This window comes from Nocardioides aequoreus, from assembly GCF_000720335.1.
Taxonomy (GTDB): domain Bacteria; phylum Actinomycetota; class Actinomycetes; order Propionibacteriales; family Nocardioidaceae; genus Marmoricola; species Marmoricola aequoreus.
In genome coordinates this window covers 42,061-66,791 of sequence record NZ_JOJN01000001.1, presented here as the reverse complement: position 1 = coordinate 66,791, position 24,731 = coordinate 42,061, and the positions used below count along the sequence as shown (strand labels likewise).

The following is a 24,731-nucleotide window of genomic DNA, read 5'->3' as shown; positions in this document are numbered from 1 at the left end:
CTGACGGGTGGGGAAGCGGTGGGGCTCAGGCGTGGCTGAGCGCGCGGACCTCGACGACGTCGGCGTCGACGTGGCTGGGGTCCGGGATCGTGGTGCCGTGCAGGGTGACGGCGGCGCGGCCGTAGGCGACGGCGAGCGCGAGCCGGCCCTCGGGCGGGAGGTCGCGGTCGTGCCCGAGCAGGTAGCCGAAGAGGCTGGAGTCGCCGGCGCCGACCGTGCTGACGACGTCGACCGGCGGCGCGAAGGCGTGCCAGGCGCCCTCGGCGTCGACGAGCACCGCGCCGTGGCCGCCGAGGGTGACGAGCACCCGCTCGATGCCGGAGGCGACCAGCTCGCGCGCCACCTCGGCGGCGGCCACGGGGTCGGAGTCGACCCGACGGGTGGATCCGGTGACGGTGGCGAGCTCCTCGCCGTTGGGCTTGATCAGGTGGGGGGCGCTGCCCGGCAGGCCGTCGACGAGGGCGCGCAGCGGGGCGTCGCTGGTGTCGACGGCGACGCGGGGCGGGGTGGCGCGCAGCTCGCCGACCAGGTCGGCGTACCAGTCCGCAGGGGTGCCGGGCGGCACCGAGCCGGCGAGCACCACCCAGTCGTCGGCGGTGCACGCCGCAGCCTGCTCGAGGAGCACGTCGGCGAGGCGGCGCAGGTCGTCGGGGCCGACGGTGTCGCCGGGGGAGTTGAGCTTGGTGGTGGTGCCGTCGGGCTCGGTGATCGAGAGGTTGATGCGCACGTTGCCCGCGGGCAGCACCGGGCGCACCGGGATGCCGTGCGCGACCAGCTCGGCGACGTACGGGTCCTGCTCCAGGGCCGGCAGCACCGCCAGCGTCGCGACGCCCGCGGCGACCGCGGCGCGGCTGATGTTGACGCCCTTGCCGGCGGCCTGCATCGAGACCGACTCCAGGCGGTGCACCGCGCCCCGGGAGAGCGGGGTGGGCAGCACCGCGGTGCGGTCGAGGCTGGGGTTGGCGGTCAGCGTGAGGATCATGCGACCACCACCGTGAGGCCGGCGCTCTCGAGCCGCGAGACGTCGCGGTCGCTGACCCGGGCGTCGGTGACGAGGGTGTCGACCTCCTCCAGCGAGGCGAAGCGCACGGGGTGCTCCTGGCCGAGCTTGTCGGCGTCGGCCAGCACCACGACGCGGTCGGCGGCGGCCACCATGGCCCGCTTGGCCGCGGCCTCCTCGCTGTCGGGCGTGGAGAGGCCGTGGCGCACGGTCAGGCCGTTGGTGCCGACGAAGGCGATCTCGACGCGCAGCCGCTCGAGGGCGGCGACGGTGTCGGCGCCGACCGCCGCCTGCGTCGCCGACCGGACGCGGCCGGGCAGCACGTGCAGCTCGACGTTGCTGCTCTGGCCCAGGCGCACGGCGGTGGTCAGCGCGTGGGTGAAGACCATCAGGTTGCGGTCGTGGGGGAGGTGGGCGGCGAGCCTGCCCACGGTGCTCCCGGCGTCGATCAGCAGGCTGGCCTGCCCGGGCGGCAGCAGGCCGACCGCGGCGCGGGCGATGCGGGCCTTCTCCTCGGTGCGGGCCTCGTCGCGCTCGGCGAGCCGGGTCTCCATCACCGAGCGGCTCGGCACGGCGCCGCCGTGCACGCGGCGGATCAGCCCGGTCTGCTCGAGGGCCGACAGGTCGCGGCGCACCGTCTCGGTGGTGACCTCGAAGGACGACGCGAGCTCGGTCACCGAGACCCGTCCGTGCCGCAGCACGGAGTCGGCGATGGCCTGCTGGCGTTCCTCGGCGTACACGGCCCGCGCTCCCCTCGAAGTTGGAATCGTTTGGGTTTCACTGCGTTTTTATGCCCGAACATGTTGACTTGTCAAGGCTGACGCGCGTTGACTTGTGGTCATGGTCACTTCATCGCCCGAGTCCACCACCGCCAGCGCCGCCGAGGCCGTGCTCCGCGGCACCCCCGTCGTCGCCGGTGTCGTGTGCGCCCCGGTCGTGGTCGTGCGCACCGACCTCGACCCCGCGGTCGTCGCCGCGCACCGCGAGTCCGGCCCGGTCGACGTCGACGAGGCGCTCGCGGCGTACGACGAGGCGGTGGCGGCCGTCGCCGACGGCTTCGAGCGCCGCGCCGAGCAGGCCAGCGACGCCGCCGCGGAGGTGCTCGGCGCGAGCGCCAAGCTGGCCCGCGACAAGGGCTTGCGCACCATGGTGCGCAAGAACCTCAGCTCCGGCGCCGGCCTGCTCGACGCGCTCGACGACGCCGTCGAGCACTTCGCCAGCCTGTTCAGCACCATGGGCGGGCTGATGGCCGAGCGGGTCACCGACCTGCGCGACATCGGACGGCGCACGACCGCGCGGCTGGTGGGCCTGCCCGAGCCGGGCGTGCCGAGGCCCGAGGTGGTCTCGGTGCTCGTCGCCGACGACCTCGCTCCGGCCGACTCCGCCGGACTCGACGCCTCCCGGGTGGCCGCCCTGGTGATGGAACGCGGGGGCGCCACCAGCCACACCGCGATCATCGCCCGGCAGCTCGGCATCCCGTGCCTGGTCGGCGTGACCGGTGCGCTCGCGCTGGAGGCCGGCGCCGTCGTGCTGGTCGACGCCGCGGCCGGCACGGTGGAGACCGAGGTCGACGAGGCCGACGCCGAGCGTCGCGTGGCGACGTACCGCCGCGAGCGCGAGGAGCTGGAGAGCTGGACGGGTCCGGCGCAGACCGCCGACGGCATCGCGGTCAAGCTGCTGGCCAACGTCGCCGACGGCGCCTCCGCCGCGTCGGCCGCCGACGGCCCCATCGAGGGCGTGGGCCTCTTCCGCACCGAGCTGGCCTTCCTCGGCCTGCCGCAGGAGCCGACGGTGGAGGAGCAGGCCGAGCTCTACGAGGCCGTGCTCTCGCCCTTCGGGACGGAGTCCGACACCGGTCGCTACGTCGTCACCCGCACCCTCGACGCCGGCTCCGACAAGCCGATCGCCTACGCCACCCTCAGCAACGAGGAGAACCCCGCCCTCGGGGTGCGCGGCTACCGCCTCGCCACCGACAAGCCCGAGCTGATGGAGCACCAGCTCGACGCGCTCAAGCTGGCGGGGGAGCGGGTCGGCACCACGCCGTGGGTGATGGCCCCGATGATCGCGACCTCCGACGAGGCGGCGGAGTTCGCCGCGCTCGCCCGGGCGCGCGGCCTCAAGCCCGGCGTCATGGTCGAGGTGCCCAGCGCCGCGCTGCTGGCCGACCAGATCCTCGAGCACGTCGACTTCGTCTCGATCGGCACCAACGACCTGACGCAGTACACGATGGCCGCCGACCGGATGGCCACCGACCTGGTGCACCTGACCGACCCCTGGCAGCCCGCGGTCCTGCACCTCGTCGCCGCCACGGCGGCCGCGGGCCAGCGCGCCGACAAGCCCGTGGGCGTCTGCGGCGAGGCCGCGGCCGACCCGATGCTCGCGTGCGTCCTCGTCGGCCTCGGCGTGACCTCGCTGTCGATGGCCGCCGCCTCGGTGCGCGCCGTCGGCGCCCAGCTCGGCCGGGTCACGCTCGAGCAGTGCCGGGAGGCGGCCAAGGCCGCCATGCAGACCCGCGACCCCCACGCCGCCCGCGACGCCGCGCGGGAGGTGCTGGCCGGCGCCTGACGCCGGCCGGGAGGTCGAACCCGTCGAGACCCACGCGCCCCACCCGGGTCTGTCGGTCGAGCCTGTCGAGACCTACCCGCCTCGCCTCGGGTGGTCGAGGAGGTTGCGCAGCAACCGTCTCGAGACCCCCGCACGAAGCGCCCCTCGCCGGGTCTCGAGACAGGCGCTGCGCGCCTTCCTCGACCACCCGGGGGCCTGTCGGTCGAGCCTGTCGAGACCCATCCGCCTCGAGGTGGTCGAGGAGGTTGCGCAGCAACCGTCTCGAGACCCGCGCGCCTGCGCACCTCGTCGGGTCTCGAGACAGGCGCTGCGCGCCTTCCTCGACCACCCGGGGGTCTGTCGGTCGAGCCTGTCGAGACCCATCCGCCTCGGGTGGTCGAGGAGGTTGCGCAGCAACCGTCTCGAGACCCGCGCGCCTGCCCACCTCGCCGGGTCTCGAGACAGGCGCTGCGCGCCTTCCTCGACCACCCGGCGGCCTGTCGGTCGAGCCGGTCGAGACCTACCCCCGTCGCCTCGGGTGGTCGAGGAGGTTGCGCAGCAACCGTCTCGAGACCCTCGCACGAAGCGCACCTCGCCGGGTCTCGAGGCTCGCGGTCCTGGCCCTCCTCCGTCGGGCCTGGACTGCTCGCACCTCGACCTCCCGGTCTTGAACCGTCAGACCTCGTTTCTCGGTCTTACGGTTCGACCGTGACCTTGATGGCCTCGCCGTTCTTGACGATGGTGAAGGCGTCGAGGACGTCGTCGAGGGGGATGTGGCGGGTGATGAGGTCCTTGACCGGCACCTGGCCGGTGGAGATGTACTCCAGGGCGCGCTTGTTGTGCTCGGGAGCCGAGCCGTTGGCGCCGTGGATGTGCAGCTGGCGGTAGTGCACGACGTTGGAGTCGCAGGTGATCGTCGGGTCAGTCTTCGGCAGGCCGCCGAAGAAGGAGATCCGGCCGTTGCGGGCGGCCATGGCGATGGCCTGCTCCTGCGTGACGTTGGCCGCGGTCGCGGTGATGACGACGTCGGCGCCGCGACCGCCGGTCAGCTCCATGACGCGCTCGACGACGTCGACCTCGGCGCCGTTGATGGTCTCCTCGGGCTGGACGGCGTCGGCCGACATCTGCAGCCGCTCGGCGTTGACGTCGACGAGGTAGACCGGGCCGCACTCGTGGACGCCGCGGGCGATGCGGATGTGCATGCAGCCGATCGGGCCGGCGCCGAAGACGACGACGGTGTCGCCGGGCTCGATGCCGAGCAGCTCCTGGGCGTTGATGGCACAGGCGAAGGGCTCGGCGGCGCTGGCCTCGTCGTACCCCACGTTGTCGGGGATCCGGTTGAGGCCGTCGACCTTGAGCACCTGCTTCGGCACGATCATGTACTCGGCGAAGCCGCCGTCGTACTGGTAGCCGACCGAGGTCTGGTTCTGGCAGACCGCCATCCAGCCCTTCGTGCACTCGTGGCACTCACCGCACGGCACGGCGGCGATGACCTGGGCGCGGTCGCCGACCTCCCAGGAGGAGCCGTACGTCGCGTTGACCTGGTCGCCCACCTCGACGACCTCACCGGCGATCTCGTGGCCGATGGTGCGCGGAGGCGTGAGGTTCTGGTGGCCGTTGTGGAAGATCTTGACGTCGGTGCCGCAGGTGGAGCAGTTGCGCACCCGCAGCTTCACCTCGTCGGGGCCGCACTCGGGCTCGGGCACGTCCTCGAGCCGGACGTCCTCGGGAGCGTAGAAACGCAGCGCCTTCATCTCGGGGCCTCCATCACGTCGTCGTGAGTTCTGTGGGGTTCTCGTGGCGACGCTACTGCTCAAACACACAAAAAGCCACACGTCAGCGATTTGAGTATGCCCGAGTGCTTGGCAACGTGCCCGATTGGTTGCATACTGCTGAGCAGAGGCGTGACCCACGTCACGCGAGCACGAGAGATGGAGAGGGCCCTCACATGGCCACCACAGCACCCGCCAGCGGCGGAGCGCGCGTCAAGGTGCAGCAGTTCGGCACCTTCTTGTCCAACATGATCATGCCCAACATCCCGGCACTGATCGCGTGGGGCCTCCTGACGGCCCTGTTCATCGACGTGGGCTGGCTGCCCAACGCCGACCTCGCCACCATGGTCGGCCCCGCGATCCACTACCTGCTCCCGATCCTCATCGCGGGCACCGGGGGCCGGATGGTCTACGGCGACCGCGGCGCGGTCGTCGGCGCCTTCGCCACGATGGGCGCGATCGCCGGCTCCGACCTGCTGGTGGCCAACTTCAACGCCACCCTCCCCGAGGGCGAGCCCCCGCTCGGCCAGGTCCACATGTTCATCGGCGCGATGATCCTCGGTCCGCTCAGCGCCTACGTGATGAAGCGCCTCGACGCGCTGTGGGACGGCAAGATCCGGCCGGGCTTCGAGATGCTCGTCAACATGTTCTCCGCGGGCATCACCGCCTTCGTGATGGCCCTCGTCGGCTTCTTCGCGGTGGCACGCCTGGTCAACGGCGTCATGGACGTCGCGGGCAGCATCGTGGAGACGCTGGTCGACAACAACCTGCTGCCGCTGACCTCGATCCTCATCGAGCCGGCCAAGGTCTTCTTCCTCAACAACGCGATCAACCACGGCGTGCTGACGCCCCTGGGCATCCAGGAGGCCACCGAGACCGGCAAGTCCGTGCTCTTCCTGCTCGAGGCCAACCCCGGCCCCGGCCTCGGCCTGCTGCTCGCCTTCGCCTTCTTCGGCAAGGGCGTGGCGAAGGCGACCGCTCCCGGCGCCGCGATCATCCACTTCTTCGGCGGCATCCACGAGATCTACTTCCCCTACGTGCTGATGAAGCCCAAGCTGATCGTCGCGATGATCGCCGGCGGCATGACCGGTGTCGCCATCAACGTCGCCTTCGACGTGGGGCTGCGCGCGCCGGCCGCTCCTGGCTCGATCTTCGCGGTCTACGCCCAGGTCGCCGCCGGTGGCTTCCTCGGCGTCACCCTGGCCGTCTTCGGCTCGGCGGCGGTGACCTTCGCGGTCGCCTCGCTGCTGCTCAAGACCGACCGGAGCGACGACGAGGGCGACCTCGCCTCCGCCACCGCCAGCATGGAGCAGATGAAGGGCAAGAAGTCCTCGGTCGCCTCGGCGCTCACCGGCGGCTCCCACACCGGTCGCGTCGAGCGGATCGTCTTCGCCTGCGACGCCGGCATGGGGTCCTCCGCCATGGGCGCCTCGGTGCTGCGCAAGAAGGTGCACGGCGCCGGCTTCACCGACGTCACGGTGGTCAACAAGGCGATCGCCTCCCTCGGTGACGACCAGGACGTCGTGGTCACGCACAAGGACCTCACCGACCGCGCCCGGCAGCGGGCCGGCTCGGCGATGCACGTGTCGGTCGACAACTTCATGGGCAGCCCGCGCTACGACGAGATCGTCGAGCTGGTGCGCGAGCGCAACGGCGCCTCCGGGGGCGCGACGACGTCCGAGGTCGACAGCGCCGACGGCCCGGCCGACCTGGGTGGCGACGTGCTCTCGCGCGACTCCATCGTGCTCGCCGGCGCGGCCGACACCCGTGACGGCGCCATCGACGAGGCCGGCCAGCTGCTGGTCGACGCCGGCGCCGTCGAGGCGTCGTACGTCGCGGCGATGCACGAGCGGGAGACCTCGGTCTCCACGCACATGGGCAACCTGCTCGCCATCCCGCACGGGACCAACGAGTCGAAGGGGGCGATCCGGCGCTCCGCGCTGAGCTTCGTGCGCTACCCCGGCGGCATCGACTGGAACGGCAAGGAGACCAAGTTCGTCGTCGGCATCGCCGGCGCGGGCGACGACCACCTGGCACTGCTGCGTCAGCTGGCCACGGTCTTCTCCGACGAGGCGGCCATCGCCCGCCTCGAGGCGGCGGAGTCCGCCGACGACGTGCTCGCCGTGCTGCAGGGCGTGAGCGTCTGACGCGGACGACCGTCCCGGCCGAGGGGCACGGGCGCCACAACCTCTAGGGTGGCGCCCGTGCCCCTCTGGCGATCCTGGGACGCCGTGCCCGACGACCTCGACCGGACCGTCGTGGTCATCGGCAACTTCGACGGCGTGCACCGTGGCCACCAGGCCGTCGTACGCCGCGCGCGCGAGGTCGCGGGCGAGCGCCGCGTCGTCGCCATCACCTTCGACCCGCACCCGATGCAGGTGCTGCTGCCCGAGCGGGCGCCGGTGCGGCTCACCGGCATCGAGACCCGCGCCCGGCTGCTGGAGGCCTGCGGCGTCCACGACGTGCTGGTGCTGCCCTTCTCCCGGGAGGTGGCGTCGTGGCCGCCCGAGGAGTTCGTGCGCCGGATCCTGGTCGAGACGCTGCACGCCGCGGTGGTCGTGGTGGGGGAGAACTTCCGCTTCGGGGCCCGGGCCGCGGGCGACGTCGACTCCCTGCGCGCGATGGGGAGGGAGCACGACTTCACCGTCGAGGGCCTCGACCTCGCGGGCGGGGAGCAGGTGTGGTCATCGACCTTCGTGCGCGACCGGATCGCCGCCGGAGACGTCGTGGCGGCGGCCGAGGCGCTGGGCCGCCCGGTCCAGGTCGAGGGCCGGGTCGTGCGCGGTGACCAGCGCGGCGCGGGTCTCGGCTACCCCACGGCCAACGTGCCCGTCGACGCCGACGCCGGCCTGGTGCCCGCCGACGGCGTGTACGCCGGCTGGCTGCGCGTGGTCGACCACGACGACCCGCTCGCGGCCGCGCAGCGGCTGCCCGCGGCGATCAGCGTCGGCACCAACCCGACCTTCGCCGGGGAGCGCGAGCGGCGCGTCGAGTCCTACGTCCTCGACCCCTCGGGCTCCGACCGGCCCCCCGAGCTGCAGCTCTACGACCGGCTCGTGGAGGTGACCTTCGTCGAGCAGCTGCGCGGCATGGTGGCCTTCGACTCCGTCGACGCGCTGCTGGTGCAGATGGCCGACGACGTGCGGCGTACCCGCGAGGTGCTGGGACTGCCCTCGTGAGGCGGACGACCCGCGAGGACCCGCTGGCGGCCACCGACCAGTGGTTCTCCGGCAACGGGCTCGCCTACTTCGTGCCCGAGGAGCGCGGGCGGGTGCGCCGCGCGCTCCAGCCGCGCCGGCTGGTGCCGCTGCTGCTCGTCGTGGTCGTGCTCGCCGCCGCCACGGCCGCCTCGCTGGCCTGGGTCGCCAGCACCTTCAGCGTCGGCCCCGCCGTGCTGCTCACCCTCGTGATCGGCAGCGTCGTCTGGTACGCCCTCACGGCGCTGCGGGCCCGCTCGATCGTCGGCTGGGCGCTGACCCACACCCTGGTCGGCGTCCGCGTGATGCTGCCGATGCTCAGCCGCGCGCTGCCGCTGCTGCTGCTCTTCGTGACCTTCCTCTTCATCAACGCCGAGGTGTGGCAGCTGACCGCCTCGCTGCGGCCCGGCGAGCTGTGGCTGACCGTGCTGCTCTTCAGCGGCCTGGCCGTGGCCTTCCTGCTGGTGCGGCTGCCGGAGGAGGTCGACTTGGTCGACGACCACGTCGACGACGCCTTCCTGCGGCGCACCTGTGCCGGCACGCCGATGCAGGCCGACTGCGAGCGGCTGCTGGCCGACCCCGCCGCCGACCCCGCCTCGCGGGCGGAGGTCAGCGGCTTCGAGCGCGGCAACCTGGTGCTCGCCCTCGTCGTCGTGCAGGTCGCGCAGGTGACGCTGATGGCGGTCTCGGTCTTCGGCTTCTTCCTGCTCTTCGGCGGCCTGACGATGACCGACGGCGTGGTGGAGTCGTGGACCGGACGCAGCCCCCGGGCCTGGAGCTACCTGCCCAACCTCAGCGTCGAGCTGGTGCAGGTCTCGATCTTCCTCGCCGCCTTCTCCGCGCTCTACCTCACCGTCTCGACGATGACCGATGAGAGCTACCGCGAGCAGTTCTTCGGCCGCGTCCAGCAGCACCTCGAGAGCGCCGTCGGCGTCCGCGCCGTCTACCTCACCGTCCGCGACGCCCGCTCCGCCGCTGCCGCCCCGCCCCCCGACTGACGCCGATCCGCCTGAGATGCACGCCGACCCGCCTGAGATGCCGGCATACGGGGCGGATGGGCGTGCATACGGGGCGGATGGGCGTGCATCTGGGGCGGATGGGCGTCAGTCTGGGGTGGTGAGCCAGGCCGCGCCGTACGCCGGGAGGGCGACGGCGCCGCCGCGGACCAGCGGCGCGTGGCCGGTGAGCCGGTCGTGCAGCCGCGCCGGGTCGAGTCCGACCTCGTGGAGCACCTCCACGGGCACGTGGCGCGGGCCGTCGGTGACGTTGTAGCAGCCCAGCATCGGGCCGAGCGGGTGGCGGCGCAGCACGAGCAGCACCCCGGGGTCGCGCGGCTCGAGCACCTCGGCCGGCGTGGCGGCGTGCAGGTGGGGCGTCGCGGCACGGGCGGCCAGCAACGCCCGGGTGTCGGCCAGGACGCCGTGCTCGTCGGTGACCTCCGCGGGCATCACGGGGCGGTGCACCCAGCGGTTGTCGTCGGCGTGGGCGGGGTCGTCGGCCCAGCAGGGGTCGTTGAGCAGCCCGAGCTCGTCGCCCATCCAGATCACCGGGAGCCCGCCGAAGCCCGCGACCAGCGCGTGCACCAGCCGGATCCGCGCTCGGGCCAGCGGGTCGCCCGCCTCGAGCCCGGCGAGCGAGGCCAGCGACCCGGAGATGCGGCGATCGCCGGTCGCGGCGTTCTCCTGGAAGACCAGGCCGCGCGCCCACGAGCCCGGGAAGTCGCCGGAGTAGAAGTCGGAGAGGAAGGAGCGGTGCCCGTGCCCGCTCACCCCGATCGCCGCGGCGTCGCCGTCGTCGATCGCCCACCCGATGTCGTCGTGGCAGCGGGCGTAGGTGATCCACGCGGTGGTCGACGGCGGGGGCGGCAGCCGCCGCAGCGCGTGGCTGGCCAGCCCCACCTCGCGGCTGGCGAGCATCGACCAGACCTGCACCATCAGGCTGTTGTGGTAGGCCAGGTCGCTGACCTTGCCGTGGTGGCGGCCGGTGCCGAGGTAGGGCATCAGGTCCTGCGGCCCGACGATGGCCTCGGCCTTGAAGGCCACCGCGGGGCAGGCGATCCTGGCGACCGTGCGCAGCGCCTGGGTCAGGTCGTGCACCTCCGGCTGGTTCTGGCAGCTGGTGCCGAGGCGCTTGTGGATGAAGGCGATCGCGTCGAGCCGGAAGACCTCGACGCCGTGGTTGGCGTGCAGCAGCACCAGGTCGGCGTACTCGCACAGCACGTCGGGGTTGGACCAGTCGACGTCCCACTGGTAGTCGTTGAAGGTCGTCCAGACGTAGGCGTCGAGGTCCGGGTCGAAGGTGAAGTTGCCCGGCGCGAAGTCGGGGAAGACCTCCGGCAGCGTCGCCTCCCACGTGTCGACCTCGGCCCGGTCCTCGAGCACGTGGAAGTAGGCGCGGTACGTCGGGTCGCCCGCCCGGGCGCGCACCGCCCACTCGTGCTCGCGGGCCACGTGGTTGAGCACCAGGTCGAGGCAGAGGCTGATGCCGCGCTCGCGCAGCGAGGCGGTCAGCGCGACGAGGTCGTCGAGCGTGCCGAGGTCCTCGCGCACGCTGCGGTAGTCCTGCACGGCGTACCCGCCGTCGTTGGGCGCGGGCCGCGGCGTCAGCAGCGGCATCAGGTGCAGGTAGGTGACCCCCAGCGACTCCAGGTACGCCGCCCGCTCGCCGACCCCGCGCAGGTCGCCGCCGAAGCGCTCGGCGTACGCGGCGTACCCCACGGCCTCGGGCCGCTGGAACCAGTCGGGCGCCAGCGAGCGCCGCAGGTCGAGGTCGTGCAGCTCCTCGGGACGCGCGGCGAAGGCACGGGCCGCCAGGGCCACCAGCCGGTCGCGCACGGTGGCGGGGTCGTCGTAGACGGCGGCCAGGGCGGTGTCGAGGTCGGGCAGCCAGCGCTCGAGGCGCGCGGCGAAGAGGCGCCGACGGTGCTCGGGCAGGCCCGGGGGCAGGTGCTGGAGGTGGTCGCTCACGAGGCCTCCGGGGAGGCAGGCCCGACCAGCACGGGCACGCCGGAGAGGGCGGCGTTGCCGGAGACGTCGAGCAGCTCGGGGTCGGTGAGGTCGTTGACCGAGACCCCCTCGACCGCCGAGGCGCGGGCCTGCGGGCTGCCGTGGTGGCGGTGGCCGTAGCCGTGGGGGAGCGAGACCACGCCCGGCATCACCTCGTCGGTCGCGCGCACCTCGGTGGTGACGCTGCCGACCCGGGAGGTGACCGAGGCGCGGTCACCGTCGGCGAGCCCGCGCGCGGCGAGGTCGTCGGGGTGGACCAGCAGGTGGTGGCGTGGCCGGCCGCGGGTGAGCCGCGCGGAGCCGTGCATCCAGGAGTTGTTGTCGGAGCGGTGGCGGCGTCCGATCAGCAGCAGCTCGCCGTCGGCCGGGGCCGCCGCGGCGAGGTGGTCCTGCAGCCGACCCAGGTCGCCGATCGCGACGGGCGAGGCGAGGTGCACCCGCTTGTCGCGGGTCTGCAGCCGACTCGGCAGCGTCGGCCGCAGCGGGCCGAGGTCGACGCCCTCGGGGGAGCGGAGCAGCGCCCGCATCGTGGTGCGACCGGTGCGCCGTAGCAGCAGCGCGACGAGGTGGCGGGGCTCGGTCGAGAGCGCGGCCACGTCGACCAGCCAGCCGAGGCGCCCCTTGAGCCCGCGCCCGACCCGGGGGAGCCGGTCGACGGTGCGCAGCGTGAGGTCGCGGAAGATCTCCCAGTCGTGCCGGGCACCCTCGGGCTTGGGCAGCACCGCCGGCGTGAAGCGGGCGGTGTTGCGCACCGCCAGGCCGTGGAAGACCAGGTCGTAGTGGTCGCGCTCGAGCGCGGTGGTCGGGGGCAGCACCACGTCGGCGTGCCGGGTGGTCTCGTTGAGGTAGGGGTCGACGGCCACCATGAAGTCGAGGTCCTCCAGTGCCCGCGCCAGGCCGGCGCCGTCCGGGGTGGAGAGCACCGGGTTCCCGGCCACCGTCAGCAGCGTGCGCACCCGCCCCTCGCCGGGGGTCTCGATCTCCTCCCGCAGCGCGCTGACGGGCAGCTCGCCACCGAACTCCGGCAGCCCGCGCACCCGGCTGCGCCACGCCCCCAGGTGACCGCGCCCCACGAAGCCCTGGCCCACGATGTCGGCCGCCGGCTCCGGCAGCATCGTCCCGCCCTCGCGGTCGAGGTTGCCGGTGAGTGCGTTGAGGCACTGGATGGCCCACTGGCACACCGTGCCGAAGCCCTGGGTCGAGACGCCGATCCGGCCGTAGACCGCGGCCCCGTCGGTGGCGGCCAGCTCGCGCGCGAGGCGCCGTACGACGTCGGCCGGCACGCCGGAGTGCCGCTCCGCCAGCTCCGGGGTGTACGCCGCGACGGCCGCGCGCACCTCCTCGACCCCGTCGACGTACGCTGCCGGGCGCGCGAGGCCCTCGTCGAGCAGGGTGCGGACCATGGCGAGGAGCACCACGGCGTCGGTGCCCGGACGCACGAAGTGGTGCTCGTCGGCGACCCGCGCGGTCTCGGTGCGCCGGGGATCGAGCACCACCATGCGTCCGCCGCGCGCCTGCAGCTCGCGCAGCCGCCCGGGGAAGTCGGGGGCGGTCATCAGCGAGCCGTTGGAGGCCATCGGGTTGGCCCCGACGACGAGCAGGAGCCGGGTGCGGTCGAGGTCGGGCACCGGGATCAGCAGCTGGTGGCCGTAGAGCTGCCAGGCGACGAGCTGGGCGGGCAGCTGGTCGACGGAGGTGGCGCTGTAGGTGTTGACGGTGCGCAGCGTGCGCACCAGGCGCAGGCCGTGGGTCATCGAGCCCAGCGAGTGGACGTTGGGGTTGCCGAGGTAGACGCCGACGGCGTCGCGCCCGTGCTCGCGGATGGTGCCCGCCAGTGCCTCGGCCGCGAGGTCGAGCGCCTCGTCCCAGGTGATCTCCTCCCACCGTGCGTCGGCGCCGCGGCCGACGCGGCGCACCGGACGACGCAGCCGCTCGGGGTCGGCCTGCACGTCGGGCAGGGCGACGCCCTTGGGGCAGACGTGACCGCGCGAGAGCGGGTCGTCGGGGTTGCCGCGCACGCCCGTCACCTGCGGGCCGTCCGGGCCGGGGGTCACCGTGAGCCGGAGCCCGCAGATCGCCTCGCAGAGGTTGCAGACGCCGAGGACGGTGAGCGGTTCGGAGGGAGCTGCGGTCGCCACGCGCCGATCCTTCCACGACGTGACGGAAGCGTGAGAGCCCTCTCACACGGACCTCACGCCCACCTCACGCTGCGGCCCCAGAGTCCTCGGTGTCAGGAAGCACCACCTCACCCCCCAGGAAAGGAGTGGACGTCATGGCACGCTCCACGATCCTCGCCTCCCTCGCCCCGGCCCGGGTGGCCCGGCGAGCCGGCACCGACAGCTCCGACGACCGCCGCCGCCGGCGCCGGCGTCGGCGTCGCCTCCGGGCCCGCCGTCGTCGTCGCCGCAACCGCCGCAGCAGCCGCAGCAGCCGCTCGAGCTGAGGCACCGACACGGCGGACGGGCGGCCCGGCCCCCTGGGGCCACCCGTCCGCCGTGGCACGTCGAAGGAGACCCGATGAAGATGTGGCAGCGTGCCGTCGCCCTGCTGCGGCCCCGTGCCGACGAGGCGCCCGTGGTCGACGAGGCGCCCCCACTGCGGCTGCACGAGGTGGTACGCCGCTTCTGGCCCGACCTGCGCCCCTTCCGCGGCTGGATCCTGCTGAGCATGGTCCTGCTGGCCGCGCTCCCCGCGATCTCCGTGGTGGAGATCCTGCTCTTCCAGCGGCTGGTCGACGAGGTGCTGGTGCCCGCCGACTACGGTCCGCTGCTCGGCATCGTCGCGCTGTACGTCGGCCTCAACCTGCTCTCGGCCGTCGTCTCCGGCGCCGACGACTACCTCGGCACCTGGATCACCCAGTCCTTCCTGCTGCGCCTGCGCGGCAAGGCCTTCCGGCACGCGCTCTCGCTGCCCCTGCCCGTGCTCGCCCAGCGCCGCCTCGGCGACGTGCTGCAGCGCCTCTCCAGCGACATCTCGCAGGTCGAGCGCTTCATGGTCGCCCAGCTCACCGACGGCTTCTCGGCCGTGGTGCGGCTGGTCTTCTACGTCGGCGCCCTCTTCTACCTCTCCTGGGAGCTCGCGCTCGCCGCGCTCGTGGTGGTGCCCGGCTTCTGGTGGGTGTCCGCGGCCTTCGCGCGCTTCGTCCGCGACCTCTCGCGCGAGAGCAGCCGCCGCCGTGGCGCGCTCGGCTCGGTGAGCGAGGAGACCCTCGGCAGCGCCGCCCTCGTGCAGACGGCCGGCGCCGAGCGGCAGGCCCACCGGCGCTACCACGACCAGAACCGGGCGATGATGGACGCCTCGCTGGCCTCCAGCCGCGTGCGCGCGGTCTTCGTGCCGATCATCGACCTCGTCGAGCTGGTCGGCGTGCTGCTCGTGGTCAGCCTGGGCGTCTGGACGATCGCCACCGACCGGCTGACCCTCGGTGGCCTGCTGGCCTTCATGACCCTGCTGGTGCAGTGCTACCGGCCCGCCCGCGAGGTGGGCGAGCTGCTGCCCGACCTCTTCTCGGCCACCGCCGGCATCGAGCGCGTCGTCGAGCTCCTCGACGAGCAGCCGCCCCGGGACCGCCCGGGAGCCACGGCGCTGCCGGCGCCCGCCGGCCCGGCGGCGGTCTCGCTGCGCGGGGTCACGGCGGCGTACCCCGACGGGCCCGCCGTCCTGCGCGACCTCGACCTCGACGTCGCCGCGGGGGAGCGGGTCGCGGTGGTGGGGCCCTCGGGCATCGGGAAGTCGACGCTCGCCTACCTGCTGACCCGGCACCTCGAGCCCAGCACCGGCACGGTGCGCCTGGCGGGCCACGACCTCGCCGACCACACGCTGGAGTCGGTGCGGAGCACGGTCTCGATCGTGCTGCAGGAGGCGCTGCTGCTGGACGCCTCGGTGCGCGACAACCTGCTGCTCGCCCGGCCCGACGCCGACGAGGGCCAGCTGCACGACGCCCTGCGGCGCGCGGGGGCGACGGACTTCGTCGAGGCCCTGCCCCAGGGCCTGGACTCCCGGATCGGCCAGCGCGGCCGGCTGCTCTCCGGAGGGCAGCGGCAGCGGCTGTGCGTGGCCCGCGCGCTGCTGCGCGACACCCCGCTGCTGGTGCTCGACGAGCCCACCACCGGGCTCGACGACGCCGCGGCCGCGGCGCTGCTCGAGCCGCTGACCGGCGACCGCGCCCGCACGCTGCTGGTGCTCACCCACGACCCGCGCGTGCTGCCGTACGTCGACCGCGTGGTCGACCTCTCCACCCTCGTCGCGGCGGACGCCGAGCCACCGCCGACGGCGCGGCTGGCGGTCTCCACCGGGGTGCCCGCATGATCGGCCTCGTGCGCGGCCCCCGACCCGACAGCGGCGAGACCGACCCGGCCCTGCTCGCCGACGTGGTGCAGCCGGGCCAGGAGGTGCTCCCGGGCTACGAGGTGGTCGGGCTGCTGGCCCACGGACGCCGCATGGACACCTACGACGTCTACTCCCACGAGCGCGACTGCCGCTGCGTGGTCAAGGTGCTGCGGCCCGACCGCCGTCACGAGCAGCGCGTCGTCGAGGCGACCCTGCGCGAGGGCCACGTGCTCACCACGCTCGCCCACCCCCACCTGGTCCGGGCCTACGAGGCGTACGACGACCCGCCCGCCGTGGTCCTCGAGGTGCTGCCGGGAGCCACCCTGGCCGCCCTCGTCGAGGACGAGCCGCTCGCCCTGCCCGACGCGGCGGGGCTGGCGCTGCAGCTGTGCTCGGTGCTCGGCTACCTGCACCGCCACGACTGGCTGCACCTGGACCTCAAGCCCGCCAACGTGGTCGTCGACCACGGCCGGGTCACGCTCATCGACCTGAGCCTGGTCGGCCGACCGGGGGCGGGGCGCCGCGGCGCCGGCACCCGGGGCTACCTGGCGCCCGAGCAGGCCCGGGGCGCCGGGCTCGGCACCGCCACCGACGTCTGGGGTCTCGGCGTCACGCTCTTCGACGCGCTGACCGGGGAGCTGCCCTTCGGCGACGAGGCCACCTGGGACTCCCGGCCCCGCATCCCGGTGCTGCACCGCCGCGCCCCGCGGCCGCCCCGGCTGCCCGACGTCGTCCCCGCCGACGTCGCCGGGCTGCTGCTCGCGTGCCTGGCGCCCGACCCCGCCGAGCGCCCGCGGCTGGTCGACGTGCGCGCCGGGCTGGCGCCGTACGCGCACGATTAGGGGGCCGTCGCGCCGCGCTGCTAACCTGACGAGGCTGTCGTGCCGGCTGTCCACTGCCGCGGGCGCGCCACAGCACCGCCGTACGAACGGCCGCGGATCCAGAGTGCCCGGGTGAACAGGCCCCGGCGCGCCGCGCAACGACACAGAGAGGCAGTCCAGCGTGTCCATCGGTACCGACGCCGAGACCAAGAAGAAGATCATCGCCGAGTACGCCACCACCGAGGGCGACACCGGTTCCCCCGAGGTGCAGGTCGCGCTGCTCAGCCACCGCATCTCCCACCTCACCGAGCACCTCAAGCAGCACAAGCACGACCACCACAGCCGTCGTGGCCTGCTGCTCCTGGTCGGCCAGCGCCGTCGTCTCCTGAACTACCTGGAGAAGACCGAGATCGAGCGCTACCGCTCGATCGTGTCGCGACTCGGCCTCCGACGCTGACACCGACGGCCCATCCGCCTCGCGGGTGGGCCGTTGCGCTTGAATAGCCACAACTGAACACATCCGAACACTCAGGAGCGAACCGCGGCCCGCGGGCCCGGTCTCCGGTAGTGGCCCCCCGTCGACGCCCCTTCGCGGCTCGTCGCCGGTGTGCCTCGATCGAAGACCGGACGTGGCGTGAGGCTCGCGGTTCGTTTCGCCTCGAGAGAGAGACGACACCTTGTCCGAAACCCCTGACGTGCTCGCCGTGGAGACCGTGATCGACAACGGCTCCTTCGGTCAGCGCACCGTGAAGTTCGAGACCGGCCTCCTGGCCCGGCAGGCTGCCGGCGCCGTGACGGCGTACCTCGACGACGAGACGATGCTGCTCTCGGCGACCACCGCCGGCAAGCAGCCCAAGGACCACTTCGACTTCTTCCCGCTCACCATCGACGTGGAGGAGCGGATGTACGCCGTGGGCCAGATCCCCGGCTCGTTCTTCCGCAGCGAGGGTCGCCCCGGTGAGGACGCCATCCTCACCTGCCGCCTGATCGACCGCCCGCTGCGCCCGACCTTCAAGAAGGGCCTGCGCAACGAGGTCCAGGTCGTCATCACCGTGCTGGCGCTCGACCCCGACCAGCCCTACGACGTGCTGGCCATCAACGCCGCCTCGGCGTCCACCCAGCTCTCCGGCCTGCCCTTCTCCGGCCCGGTCGGTGGCGTGCGCGTGGCGCTGATCGACGACCAGTGGGTCGCCTTCCCCTCGCACAGCCAGCTCGAGGACGCCGTCTTCGACATGGTCGTCGCGGGCCGGGTCACCGAGACCGGCGACGTCGCGATCATGATGGTCGAGGCCGAGGCCACCGAGACCACCTACGACCTGGTGCGCTCGGGCAAGCAGGCCCCGACCGAGGAGGTCGTCGCCGGCGGCCTCGACGCCGCCAAGCCCTTCATCAAGCAGCTGTGCGAGGCCCAGGCCGAGCTCGCCGCCCAGGCCGCGAAGCCGGTCCAGGAGTTCCCGATCTTCCTCGACTTCGAGGACGACGTGTACGCCGCCGTCGAGAGCGCCGTCCGCGAGGACACCGCGGCCGCCCTCACCATCGGTGGCAAGCAGGAACGCGAGGAGCGTCTCGACGACATCAAGGCGAGCCTGCTCGAGAAGATCGCCGGTGACTTCGAGGGTCGCGAGAAGGAGATCGGCGCGGCGTTCCGTGCGCTCAACAAGTCGCTCGTGCGCGAGCGCGTGCTGCGCGACAAGGTCCGCATCGACGGCCGCGGCCTGACCGACATCCGCAGCCTCTCCGCCGAGGTCGAGGTCATCCCGCGGGTGCACGGCTCGGCGCTCTTCGAGCGTGGCGAGACCCAGATCCTGGGCGTCACCACCCTCAACATGCTCAAGCTGGAGCAGCAGCTCGACACGCTGTCGCCGGAGAAGCACCGCCGCTACATGCACAAGTACGTCTTCCCGCCCTTCTCCACGGGCGAGACCGGCCGCGTGGGCTCGCCCAAGCGCCGCGAGGTCGGCCACGGCGCGCTCGCGCGCCGCGCGATCCTGCCGGTGCTGCCCAGCCGCGAGGAGTTCCCCTACGCGATCCGCCAGCTCTCCGAGGCGATGGGCTCCAACGGCTCCACCTCGATGGGCTCGGTCTGCGCCTCGACGCTCTCGCTGCTCCAGGCCGGCGTGCCGCTCAAGGCCTCCGTCGCGGGCATCGCGATGGGCCTCATCTCCGGCGAGGTCGACGGCAAGACCGAGTACGTCGCGCTGACCGACATCCTCGGCGCCGAGGACGCCTTCGGCGACATGGACTTCAAGGTCGCCGGCACCAAGGAGTTCGTCACCGCGCTGCAGCTCGACACCAAGCTCGACGGCATCCCCGCCGAGGTGCTCGCCGCGGCCCTGACCCAGGCCCGCGACGCGCGTCTGGCGATCCTCGAGGTGATGGCCGAGGCCATCGACGCCCCCGAGGAGATGTCGGTGCACGCGCCGCGCATCATCACCGTCAAGGTGCCCGTCGACAAGATCGGCGAGGTCATCGGCCCCAAGGGCAAGGTCATCAACCAGATCCAGGACGACACCGGCGCCTCGCTGTCGATCGAGGACGACGGCACCGTCTACATCGGTGCGACCAACGGGGAGGCCGCCGAGGCCGCGCGCGCCGCGGTCAACGCGATCGCCAACCCGACGATGCCCGAGGTCGGCGAGCGCTACCTCGGCACCGTGGTCAAGACGACCAACTTCGGCGCCTTCGTCTCGCTGATGCCCGGCAAGGACGGCCTGCTGCACATCAGCAAGCTGCGCTCCCTCGCCGGCGGTCGCCGGGTCGAGAACGTCGAGGACGTCGTCTCGGTCGGCCAGAAGCTGCAGGTCCAGATCGGCGAGATCGACGACCGCGGCAAGCTCTCGCTGGTCCCCGTCGTCGAGGAGTCGGAGCAGTCCGACGAGGCCGCGGAGGCCCCCGCGGAGTGACCTCCGCACCTGACGCACTGCCCGCGGGCGTGCGCCGTACGGTCCTGCGAGGTGGCCTCACCGTGGTCACCGAGCAGGTCCCCGGCGTACGCTCCGCGGCGGTCGGGGTCTTCTGCCAGGTCGGCTCGCGCGACGAGACCCCCGGCCTCGGCGGGGCGTCGCACTTCCTGGAGCACCTGCTCTTCAAGGGCACGCCGACCCGCTCGGCGATGGACGTCTCGGCGGCCTTCGACGAGGTCGGCGGGGAGTTCAACGCCTACACCGCGCGCGAGTACACCTGCTACCACGCGCGGGTCCTCGACGAGGACCTCCCGATGGCCCTCGACGTGCTCGGCGACATGATGACCAGCTCGCTGGTCACCGCCGACGACGTCGAGGCCGAGCGCGAGGTCATCCTCGACGAGATCGCGATGCACGACGACGACCCCGACGACGTCGTGCACAACCTCTTCGCGGCGACCGCCTGGGCCGGCACCCCGCTGGCCCGCCCGATCGCCGGCACCGCCGAGTCGATCACCGCGCTGACCCGCACCCAGATCAATCGCTACTACCGCGGCCGCTACACCGCCGAGCGCATGGTGCTCGCCGTCGCCGGCTCCGTCGACCACGACGAGGTCGTCGAGCGCGCGACGAAGGCCTTCGCCGGCCGGGGCTTCCTCGACCGCGACGTCGAGCCCGCCGGACCGCGGCTGGCCGAGCGTCCCCGCCCCGTGCGGGGCGGCGAGGCGCGCGTGGCCCGTCCCTTCGAGCAGGTCAGCGTCGTGCTCGGCATGCGAGGCCTGACCCGCTCCGACCCGCGGCGCCACCTGCTCTCGGTGCTCAACAACGCCCTCGGTGGCGGACCGTCGTCGCGCCTCTTCCAGGAGGTGCGCGAGCGCCGTGGCCTGGCCTACTCCGTCTACTCCTTCGGCCTCGGCTACTCCGACGCCGGCATGGTCGGCGTCTCCGCCGGCTGCCTGCCCGGCAAGGCCGACGAGCTGCTCCGCGTCGTGCGTGAGCAGCTCGCGCTGGTGGCCGCCGACGGTCTCGCGGAGGAGGAGGTGTCGCGCGGCAAGGGCCAGTCGCGGGGCGGGCTCGTGCTCAGCCTCGAGGACACCGGTGCCCGGATGACCCGCCTCGGCGAGGCGATGCTCTTCCAGCCGCGGCTGCTCTCCATCGACGAGGTGCTCGGCCGCATCGACGCCGTCACCCCTGGCCAGGTGCACGACCTGGCCCGCGAGCTCTACACCCGCACCCCCACCCTCGCCCTCGTCGGCCCCGCCACCCCCTGACCCCCTTCCGCCGAGAGGTCACTGCCTGACCGCGGAGGGGTCACTGCCTGACCGCGGAGGGGTCACTGCCTGACCGCCGAGAGGTCACTGGCTGACCATCGAGAGGTCACTGGCTGACCATCGAGAGGTCACTGGCTGACCGCCGAGAGGTCACTGGCTGACCGCCGAGAGGTCACTGCCTGACGGCCGGGTGCGAGCCGCGGCGTGGCAGCCGGGTTTGACGTCGACGACGGTCCGGGAGTGACGTGTGGGCGGTCAGGGAGTGACGTGTCGGCGGTTAGCCAGTCACGTGTGGGCGGTCGGGGAGTGACGGGTCGGCGGGGGTCAGAGCCAGCCGCGGTCCTGGGCGGTGCGGGCGGCCTCGACCCGGGTGGTGGTGCCGGTCTTGCCGATGGCCGAGGAGAGGTGGTTGCGCACGGTGCCGGGGGAGAGGTGGAGGGACGCCGCGATGCGGGCGACCGGGGCGCCCTCGAGCGCCCGGCGCAGCACCTCGGTCTCGCGCTCGGTCAGCGGGCTGGTGCCGCCGAGCAGCGACTCCGTCGCCAGGGTCGGGTCGACGACGCGCAGGCCGGCGTGCACGCGGCGTACCGCCTCCACGAGCTCGGCCGCCGGGATGTCCTTGACCACGAAGCCCGCGGCGCCGGCGTCGAGGGCCCGCCGCAGGTAGCCGGGGCGGCCGAAGGTCGTCACGATCAGCACGCGTGTGCCGGGCAGCGCGGCGCGGACGGCGCTGGTCGCCTCGACGCCGTCGAGGCCGGGCATCTCGAGGTCGAGCAGGCAGACGTCGGGCGCGTGCGCGCGGGCGGCGCCGACCACCTCGTCGCCGCGGCCCACCGTCGCGACCACGCTGAGGTCGCTCTCGAGGTCGAGCAGCGCGGCCAGCGCGTCGCGCACCAGCACCTGGTCGTCGGCCAGCAGCAGCCGGATCACCACCGCACCTCCAGCCGTACGCCGCCGCGCTCGCCGCCGCCGACCGCGAAGCGGCCGCCGCTCTGCTCCACCCGCTCGCGCAGCCCGCGCAGCCCGTGTCCCTCGCGGGACCCGGCGAGACCGCGCCCGTCGTCCTCCACCACCAGCGACCGCTCCTCCAGCCGTACGACGCAGCGCCGCGCGCCGCTGTGGCGCACCACGTTGGTCACCGCCTCGCGCAGCACCCACCCCATCACGGGTCGGTAGCGCGGGTCGGCGACGCGGACGTCGTCGGGCAGGTCGGCGTCGATGCCGCGGTCGGCCAGCGCCCGGCCGGCGCCGGTGAGCTCGTCGGCGAGCCGGGCGGCGCGCAGGCCGCCGACCGTGGCGCGGACCTCGCCCAGCGCCTCGCGGGAGAGTCGGGCGATGTCGGCCAGCTCGGCCCGCGCACGCTCGGGGTCGGCGTCGAGGAGCCGCTGCGCCAGCTCGGCCTTGATGGAGAGGACCGTGAGGCTGTGGCCGAGCACGTCGTGCACGTCGCGGGCGACCCGCTCGCGCTCCTCGGCGACGTCGCGTCCACGCACCGCGGTGCCGTAGGCCTCGCTGTGCTCGCCGAGCAGGCGCCCCGCCGCCGCGGCCGCCGTGACGCCGACCAGGATGAAGACCAGCGTCAGCTCGTCGGGCCCGAGCAGCAGCCACGTGCCCGTCGACACCGCGACCAGGCCGCCGACGGCGAAGAGCCACCAGGCGGGCCGCGGCAGCCCGAAGACGGCGAAGGACTGCACGAAGGGGGTGAAGGACAGCGCGCCCGCCCCGATCAGCGGCACCGCCGCCAGGGCCAGCGCCACCAGGAGCACCAGGGCCAGCACCGGCTCGGGCACCGGCAGGTCGGCCTGGCGCCCGCGGGTGAGCCGCAGCACCTCGACGACGTACACGGCGGCGAAGGCCACCACCACGACCGGGCCGAGCAGCCGGGTGGTGGTCTCGTCGGAGGCGAGCGACGCCACCAGCGGGAAGGCGAGGAAGACCAGCCAGCCCGACCACATCAACCAGCCGAAGCGCTCCCAGGGGTCGCGCGGGGCGAGCGGGTCCGCGGGGCCGTCGGTGGTCACTGGCGCGAGCGGCCGCGGCGCACCAGCAGCGTCGCCAGCACGGCCAGCAGCAGCGTCCACCCGCCCACGTTAGCGACGGCGATCCAGATCGACTCCGTGCGCGTCCCGTCGCTGCCGGTGACCACGAGGCCCTCGGTGACCGGGTGGCGGGCCAGCGTGACGTAGCCGTAGAGCGGCGTGAAGCGCGCGACGTCGAGCAGCAGTCCCGAGAGCGGCACGAAGATGTTGCCCAGGAAGCCGAGCACCACGATGCTCCCGCTCGCCGCGCTGAGCGCCGCCTCGGAGCGGAACGCCAGCCCGAAGCACAGGCCGTAGAGCGCGAAGACCGCGGCCCCGACGAGGACCACCAGCGCCGAGAGCACCCAGGCCAGCGCGTCGGCACGCGCGCCGGAGACGGCTCCGAGGGCGAAGACCAGGGCGATCGGCATCGCGGCGACGATCACGGCGACCAGCGCCTTGGTCACGACGTACGTCGCGTCGCGTAGCGGCGTCAGTCCCAGCTGTCGCCCCCAGCCCTGCATCCGCTCCAGCGCGGCGGCGCCGCCGATGGAGACGGTCGCCGTGACCGCGCCGTACGCCGCCATCGAGACCATGATCATCATCGCGACGTTGCCGTTGCCCAGCGGCTCGTCGGAGTAGTCCTGGCTGGCGCCGAAGATCAGGTAGAAGAAGCCCGGCAGCGCCGTGGTGAAGAAGATCGTGGCGCGGTCGCGCAGCACGCGGCGCAGCTCCAGCCGCAGCAGCGTGGTGTTGACCAGCCCGCCGGTGCGGGCTCCCACCGTGGTCGGGGCGGTGGTGGCGGTGCTCGTGGTCGGGGCGGTGCTCATCGGGTCTCCTCCAGGACGGGCTGCTGCTCGGTGAGGTGGACGAAGGCGTCCTCGAGGGAGCCCGTGACGACCTCGAGGCCACGGCCGCCGAGCCCGGTCAGCAGGGCCAGGGCGACGGCGTCGGAGTCCGCGGCACGCACGCTGACGCGGGAGCCGTCGAGGTCGACCTGCGTGACGCCGGGCAGCGCCCGCAGCCTCGCGGCGGTCGCCGCGGCGGTGGCGGGGTCGAGGTCGGCGTGGACGACGCGGCCGGTGGCGTGCGCCCGGATCTGCGCCGTGGGGCCGTCGGCGACGACGCGGCCGCCGGCCACCAGGACGATGCGGTCGGCGAAGGCGTCGGCCTCCTCGAGGTAGTGCGTGGCGAAGACGACGGTGCGCCCGGCCTCGGCCTCGGCGTGCATGGTCGCCCAGAAGTCGCGGCGGGCGGTCACGTCCATGCCCGCGGTCGGCTCGTCCAGCACCAGCAGGTCGGGGTCGGGCAGCAGGGCCAGGGCGAAGCGGAGCCGCTGCTGCTCGCCGCCGCTGCAGCGCGAGACCAGCCGCCCGGCGATGCCCTCGAGCCCGGCCCGTGCCATCACCTGCGCGACGGGAGCGGGCGCGGCGTACATCGACGCGATCAGCTCCACCGTCTCCCCGACGCGCAGGTCGCGCAGCAGGCCGCCGGTCTGGAGCACCGCCGAGACCCGTCCGGCGGCGACGGCCTCGCGGGGTGGGGCGCCGTACACCATGACCGAGCCGCTGGACGGCGCGACCAGCCCGAGCACCATGTCGAGCGTCGTGGTCTTGCCGGCGCCGTTGGGGCCGAGCAGGGCGACGACCTCGCCCCCGCCGACGGTCAGGTCGATGCCGTCGACGGCACGGACGGTGCCGTCGGCGGAGGGGAAGGTGCGCGTGACGTCGCGCAGGCGGATGGCGGGGGCGTCGGTCCGGTGCATGGTCCCCACGCTGCCGTGGCACGGCGTGCGACGGATGCGGCCCCTGTCACGACCTGCCCGTGACAGCTGTCATCCCCGGCCCGTCGCCGCTGCCGCATCCCGGGCGGAT

General features: G+C 73.5%; 19 protein-coding genes. 10 read left to right on the top strand and 9 right to left on the bottom strand.

The genetic code is table 11. The features are described from left to right. Positions 1-25: 25 nt before the first annotated feature. Together IG63_RS0100275 and IG63_RS0100270 are read right to left on the bottom strand one after the other, a co-directional pair. On the bottom strand, positions 26-982 hold the full coding sequence (locus tag IG63_RS0100275) for a 1-phosphofructokinase family hexose kinase (RefSeq protein ID WP_030482377.1): 957 nt from the start codon (positions 980-982) through the stop codon (positions 26-28). After that, positions 979-1,740: a DeoR/GlpR family DNA-binding transcription regulator gene (locus IG63_RS0100270; protein WP_030482376.1), complete on the bottom strand. Its 762-nt coding sequence runs from the start codon at positions 1,738-1,740 to the stop codon at positions 979-981. Before IG63_RS0100270 ends, IG63_RS0100275 begins: the two co-directional genes overlap by 4 nt. A gap of 100 nt (positions 1,741-1,840) precedes the next feature. Between IG63_RS0100270 and IG63_RS0100265 the strand changes: the two genes are divergently transcribed. After that, positions 1,841-3,565, top strand: a complete 1,725-nt coding sequence (locus tag IG63_RS0100265; protein WP_030482375.1) for a phosphoenolpyruvate--protein phosphotransferase — start codon at positions 1,841-1,843, stop codon at positions 3,563-3,565. 674 nt (positions 3,566-4,239) lie between these two features. Here the strand turns inward: IG63_RS0100265 and IG63_RS0100260 are convergent. Continuing rightward, positions 4,240-5,298 carry a zinc-dependent dehydrogenase gene (locus tag IG63_RS0100260; RefSeq protein WP_030482374.1) on the bottom strand — a complete coding sequence of 353 codons (1,059 nt, stop codon included), beginning with the start codon at positions 5,296-5,298 and terminating at the stop codon, positions 4,240-4,242. Between the two features lie 194 nt (positions 5,299-5,492). Here IG63_RS0100260 and IG63_RS0100255 point away from each other — a divergent pair, with 194 nt between their 5' ends. Genes IG63_RS0100255 through IG63_RS0100245 form a run of 3 tightly spaced genes read left to right on the top strand, consistent with a single transcriptional unit; the run spans position 5,493 to position 9,511 of the window. Next, a complete protein-coding gene (locus IG63_RS0100255) occupies positions 5,493-7,463 on the top strand; it encodes a PTS mannitol transporter subunit IICBA (protein ID WP_030482373.1) in 1,971 nt (656 codons plus the stop codon). A gap of 57 nt (positions 7,464-7,520) precedes the next feature. Then, positions 7,521-8,495, top strand: a complete 975-nt coding sequence (locus IG63_RS0100250; protein WP_051706064.1) for a bifunctional riboflavin kinase/FAD synthetase — start codon at positions 7,521-7,523, stop codon at positions 8,493-8,495. Next, on the top strand, positions 8,492-9,511 hold the full coding sequence (locus tag IG63_RS0100245; RefSeq protein WP_030482371.1) for a hypothetical protein: 1,020 nt from the start codon (positions 8,492-8,494) through the stop codon (positions 9,509-9,511). The genes IG63_RS0100250 and IG63_RS0100245 overlap by 4 nt, the downstream gene beginning before the upstream one ends. A gap of 105 nt (positions 9,512-9,616) precedes the next feature. Here IG63_RS0100245 and IG63_RS0100240 read toward each other — a convergent pair whose 3' ends face one another. After that, complete coding sequence (locus IG63_RS0100240; protein WP_051705991.1) at positions 9,617-11,479, bottom strand: alpha-amylase family protein; 1,863 nt, start codon at positions 11,477-11,479, stop codon at positions 9,617-9,619. Next, positions 11,476-13,656: a molybdopterin-dependent oxidoreductase gene (locus tag IG63_RS0100235; RefSeq protein ID WP_030482369.1), complete on the bottom strand. Its 2,181-nt coding sequence runs from the start codon at positions 13,654-13,656 to the stop codon at positions 11,476-11,478. Before IG63_RS0100235 ends, IG63_RS0100240 begins: the two co-directional genes overlap by 4 nt. A gap of 134 nt (positions 13,657-13,790) precedes the next feature. Between IG63_RS0100235 and IG63_RS0100230 the strand changes: the two genes are divergently transcribed. The 6 genes from IG63_RS0100230 (at position 13,791) to IG63_RS0100205 (ending at position 20,839) form a co-directional block, all read left to right on the top strand. Next, complete coding sequence (locus IG63_RS0100230) at positions 13,791-13,961, top strand: hypothetical protein (protein WP_157209958.1); 171 nt, start codon at positions 13,791-13,793, stop codon at positions 13,959-13,961. Positions 13,962-14,035: 74 nt separating this feature from the next. Next, positions 14,036-15,823, top strand: coding sequence for an ABC transporter ATP-binding protein/permease (locus IG63_RS0100225; RefSeq protein ID WP_051705990.1), 1,788 nt, complete (start codon positions 14,036-14,038; stop codon positions 15,821-15,823). Further along, positions 15,820-16,686, top strand: a complete 867-nt coding sequence (locus tag IG63_RS0100220) for a serine/threonine-protein kinase (protein WP_051705989.1) — start codon at positions 15,820-15,822, stop codon at positions 16,684-16,686. The genes IG63_RS0100225 and IG63_RS0100220 overlap by 4 nt, the downstream gene beginning before the upstream one ends. Before the next feature lie 160 nt (positions 16,687-16,846). Beyond that, entirely contained in the window at positions 16,847-17,122 is a 276-nt protein-coding gene (rpsO, locus tag IG63_RS0100215; RefSeq protein WP_036194106.1) for a 30S ribosomal protein S15, read from the top strand. Positions 17,123-17,369: 247 nt separating this feature from the next. After that, positions 17,370-19,568, top strand: coding sequence for a polyribonucleotide nucleotidyltransferase (locus IG63_RS0100210; protein WP_425411764.1), 2,199 nt, complete (start codon positions 17,370-17,372; stop codon positions 19,566-19,568). A gap of 62 nt (positions 19,569-19,630) precedes the next feature. Then, the gene (locus tag IG63_RS0100205) at positions 19,631-20,839 is read left to right on the top strand and encodes a M16 family metallopeptidase (RefSeq protein WP_245604203.1); all 1,209 of its coding nucleotides are present in this window, start codon (positions 19,631-19,633) and stop codon (positions 20,837-20,839) included. A 324-nt stretch (positions 20,840-21,163) separates the two neighbouring features. On the opposite strand, the gene IG63_RS0100200 is transcribed toward IG63_RS0100205, so the two are convergent. From IG63_RS0100200 to IG63_RS0100185, 4 genes are read right to left on the bottom strand one after another with little or no spacing between them, the layout of a single operon-like run. Beyond that, positions 21,164-21,772 carry a response regulator transcription factor gene (locus IG63_RS0100200; protein WP_030482362.1) on the bottom strand — a complete coding sequence of 203 codons (609 nt, stop codon included), beginning with the start codon at positions 21,770-21,772 and terminating at the stop codon, positions 21,164-21,166. Next, on the bottom strand, positions 21,766-22,860 hold the full coding sequence (locus tag IG63_RS0100195) for a sensor histidine kinase (protein ID WP_051705988.1): 1,095 nt from the start codon (positions 22,858-22,860) through the stop codon (positions 21,766-21,768). Before IG63_RS0100195 ends, IG63_RS0100200 begins: the two co-directional genes overlap by 7 nt. Then, entirely contained in the window at positions 22,857-23,687 is an 831-nt protein-coding gene (locus IG63_RS0100190; protein WP_157209957.1) for an ABC transporter permease, read from the bottom strand. The genes IG63_RS0100195 and IG63_RS0100190 overlap by 4 nt, the downstream gene beginning before the upstream one ends. Next, positions 23,684-24,622 carry an ABC transporter ATP-binding protein gene (locus tag IG63_RS0100185; RefSeq protein ID WP_030482359.1) on the bottom strand — a complete coding sequence of 313 codons (939 nt, stop codon included), beginning with the start codon at positions 24,620-24,622 and terminating at the stop codon, positions 23,684-23,686. The genes IG63_RS0100190 and IG63_RS0100185 overlap by 4 nt, the downstream gene beginning before the upstream one ends. Positions 24,623-24,731 lie beyond the last annotated feature (109 nt).